Annotated in this window: 4 protein-coding genes; all 4 read left to right on the top strand. The window is 60.7% G+C overall.

All coding sequences use genetic code 11. The features are described 5' to 3' along the window. The coding region (locus tag JOY90_RS22110; RefSeq protein WP_291693239.1) for a zinc-binding dehydrogenase at positions 1-498 on the top strand (498 nt) is incomplete at its 5' end. Between the two features lie 99 nt (positions 499-597). Further along, positions 598-1,734 carry an ABC transporter substrate-binding protein gene (locus tag JOY90_RS22115; protein WP_291693240.1) on the top strand — a complete coding sequence of 379 codons (1,137 nt, stop codon included), beginning with the start codon at positions 598-600 and terminating at the stop codon, positions 1,732-1,734. Between the two features lie 60 nt (positions 1,735-1,794). Beyond that, entirely contained in the window at positions 1,795-3,285 is a 1,491-nt protein-coding gene (locus JOY90_RS22120) for a sugar ABC transporter ATP-binding protein (protein WP_291693241.1), read from the top strand. After that, positions 3,282-3,928 (top strand): ABC transporter permease (locus JOY90_RS22125; RefSeq protein ID WP_291693242.1); only part of this gene is annotated, 647 nt, incomplete at its 3' end. The genes JOY90_RS22120 and JOY90_RS22125, both read left to right, overlap by 4 nt.

Consider the following 3,928-nt stretch of genomic DNA (forward strand, 5'->3'; position numbering starts at 1 on the left):
GCACACGCTGCGGGTGCTGCAAAAATTTTTGTCTCAGAACCCAACGAGTCGCGGCGTCGAACTATTGAAAGCTGGGACATCTGCGCCGGCGTCTATGATCCCAAGAGCGACGACGTCGTCGCGAACGTCAAGGCCCAAACGGAGGAAAATGTCGGCGTCGACATCGCCATCGAATGCGTGGGCAATGAGAACGCGCTCAACACCTGCGTCGAGGCGGTACGCCGCCGCGGCACTGTCGTCCAGGCTGGCCTTCACGTCGGCAAAGCCTCGACCGATCCAATGCTGTGGGCGCTGAAGGACATCACCATCGAGGCGACCTGGTGTTACCCGATCACCATGTGGCCGCGTATCATCGGCCTGGTCGAATCCGGCAAGCTGCCAATCTCGAAGATCATCGATGGCCGCATTCGCGCCGAGGATGTCATCGCCAAGGGCTTCGACGTACTTACCGCGCCCACCAACGATAAGCTGAAGATACTTGTATCGACGCATTTTTGAGCGTCGTTCTGCCACGACTTTCTGATGCGGGCCGGCTGGCCAAGAGCGACGATCAAGTCGCCGCAAGAAGCAACCAAGGCACAAGGGAAGGAACCTGAAATGAAGGCGATCATCGCGAGTTGCCTGTCGCTGGCTTGTCTTGCAGCGGCCGCACCGACGCCCGCAAACGCGCAGTATGCGGGTGCACCGCGCACATTCCTTTTCAATCCGGCGCTGGATGTCTGCATTCGAGACACCTCAAAATTCAAGAAAGCTCCTCCCTATGTCATCGGATTTGCCAATGCGGGCCTTGGCGACAGCTGGCGTGTAGTGGGGCTACATTCGCTGGAGAAAGCCGCGCATGATCATGCCGACGTGGTCAAGAAGCTCCTGATCACAGACGCCGGTCACGACGACGCCAAGCAGGTCGCGGATATTCAGGATCTCGTCTCTCGCGGCGTCGACCTCCTGATCGTCAGCGCCAACACCTCGCAGGCGCTCGACCCCGCCGTCACACAGGTCACCGAGCGCGGCATTCCCGTCGTCATGGTCGACCGCCGCGTCGATTCCGATAACTTTGTCACCTTCGTCACCGCTTCGGATGCAATGATGGGCCGCCTTTTCGCGCAGTGGATCGTCGAGAAGCTGCACGGCAAGGGCAATGTCATCATTCTCGGTGGACAAGCGGGTTCGAGCCCAAACGAAAATCGCGTCAAGCCAGCGATGCAAGTGTTCGGCGCCTATCCCGACATCAAGATCCTGGACACCGTCTACTCCGATTGGAGCCCGGTGAAGGGCAAGCAGGTGATGCAGGCGATGATCGCCAAATACGGCCACAACATCAACGCGGTGTTCGCGCCGCATGGTTTGCAGGTGCCCGGCGCCATCGAGGCCTTCCTGGAGGCAGGCTGGAAGGGTAACGAGATCCCTCCTATCACCTCGGCCGACATGAACGGGCCGATGAAGATGGCGCTCAAGGATAAATTCCCGCTACTCGACATCGACTATCCTCCAGCCATGATGGGCGTCGCCTTGGAAGTTGCTCTGAAAGTCCTGTCGGGAGCGTCCGTTCCCTGTATTTACACCATCAACAGCAACGTCGTACTGACGCACGGCGACGAGACGCCATCGATCCCACACCCCGACATGTATGTCGAACAGCACGTCGTCCCGGACGGTCCCGACGATATGCTGGTATCGGGTGGCATGGGTCCAGGCTACAATCCGAGCACGTTCAAGATCGACTTTCCTCACTGATCGCGTGTCTGCCCGCGGGCCGGCGCGATCGCCGGAGTGCGGGCGAAGCGCAAGCCGTCCATGCTGACGCTTGAAGCCATCTCGAAAAGCTTTCCAGGCGTTCGCGCCCTCTCCGGCGTGAACCTCGAGGTTCGATCGGGAGAGATTCATGGGCTGGTTGGTGAAAACGGCGCCGGCAAGTCGACGCTGATCAAGATCGTCGCTGGAGCCTACGCCCCGGATGAAGGCGAGATCGGTTTTGCCGGAACACCGGCACGCTGGTCTTCGCCGCGCGACGCCAAGCACAGTGGCATCCACGTCGTCTATCAGGAATTCGCGCTGTTCCCGAAATTGTCCGTTGCGGAAAACATCTTCGTTGGCCACGAGCGTTGCAACCGGTTCGGTCTTGTCGATCATGCGCGGACGCGGCGAGAGGCGACGGAACTGCTGCGAAAGCTTGGTGTCTCACTCGACGTCGACGCGACTGTTTCTTCCCTGTCGGTCGCCAATCAACAGATGGTCGAGATCGCCCGCGCGATGGTGCGTAACGTCAAGCTTCTGATACTCGATGAGCCTACAGCTGTCATCGCCGGCCGCGAGGTCACCTCACTATTCGATCTTCTCCGCCGCCTGCGTGACAGCGGTGTATCGGTACTTTTCATTTCCCATCGCCTGGATGAGGTCTTTGCGATCTGCGACCGTGTCACTGTGCTGAAAGACGGCCGTTTGGTCGGAACGCATGACATCGCGGACGTTACCCGTGAGCGCCTAATCTCAATGATGGTCGGCCGCGATCTCGGCGATCTCTTTCCCCCAGGGGCAACTAAGGGGCCAAGGGGCAAGACCGTGCTGCGCACCGAGAACATCGCAGTGGGCGAGCGCGTTCGGGAAATCTCGATCGAACTGAGGGCCGGCGAGATTGTGGCGCTCGCCGGCATGGTCGGGGCCGGACGCTCGGAACTGGCGCTTGGCCTGTTCGGCGCGGCTCCGATCCGGAGCGGTGCGATCCATTTGGCCGGCCGGCGCTTTACCTCGATGTCGCCCTCCAGCGCCATCCAGCTCGGGATGGGCCTGGTCACCGAGGATCGCAAATCGCAGGGCTTGGCGATGCTGCTCGACATAGCGGCGAACATCTCGGGGCCCTCATTGTCCGAGGTCACACGGCGTGGGCTCATCGACCGAAGGCTTGAAACCGAAATCGCCGCGCGCGAGATCGAGCGCTATCGCATCGTCTGCCGCGGACCCGCGACAAAGGTCGCGACCATGTCCGGCGGGAACCAGCAAAAGGTCATAGTCGCGCGCTGGGCGCGGATCTGCAAAAGTGTGCTGATCCTGGATGAGCCGACGCGAGGGATCGACGTGGGTGCCAAGGCTGAGATCTATCGCATCATGCGCAAACTCGCCGAATCAGGTGTCGCGATCCTAATGATCAGCTCGGAATTGACCGAAGTCATCGGCATGGCGGATCGGATCATCGTCATGCGCGAGGGCCGCATCACCGGCGAGCTCGCAAGCCGCGAAGCCACGCAGGAGAGCATCCTGCATCTCGCGACCAGTGAGCGCGCGGCGTGACCCGCTCTGACGTCGCCCTGATGGAGATGCCACGTTGGCTGCGGAACATGGCAGGCCTTTCGGGCGTGCTGCTTCTGATCGGGGCCGTCTGCACTATCGGCGCGATCGTGTCGGACCGTTTTTTGAGCTTCAGCAATTTTTTGAACGTGTTCGAGCAGACCACCGACCTGGCGTTGGTGAGCATTGGACAAACGCTGACAATACTCTCGGGCGGCATCGATCTTTCCGTTGGATCCCTGATCAGCCTCGCCTCCTGCCTGACTTCGGGGCTAATCGACAACACCCCTGATCGCGTCGTCCCCGTGGTCATTGCCGTACTGGCGCTGGGAACTTTGGTCGGCTGCCTGAACGCCTGCTTCGTGATTATCTTGCGGGTGCATCCTTTGATCGTCACGTTGGGCATGGGCGCGATCCTACAGGGCGTGACGCTCCTCTATGCGCTCGGGCCCGTCGGCCGCGTACCTCGGGGCTTCAACTTTCTCGCTTACGGGCGCGTCTACGGCTTGCCGCTCGGGGCCACGATCGCCGTTCTGCTTTGTCTGCTGATTGCGCTTCTATTGCGATATCTGCCGCTCGGGCGGCAGATCTACGCTCTCGGCGACAATGCGAATTCGGCCCGGCTTCTCGGGTTGAGGCGCACGAG

It is taken from the genome of Bradyrhizobium sp. (assembly GCF_019242285.1).
Lineage (GTDB): Bacteria > Pseudomonadota > Alphaproteobacteria > Rhizobiales > Xanthobacteraceae > Bradyrhizobium.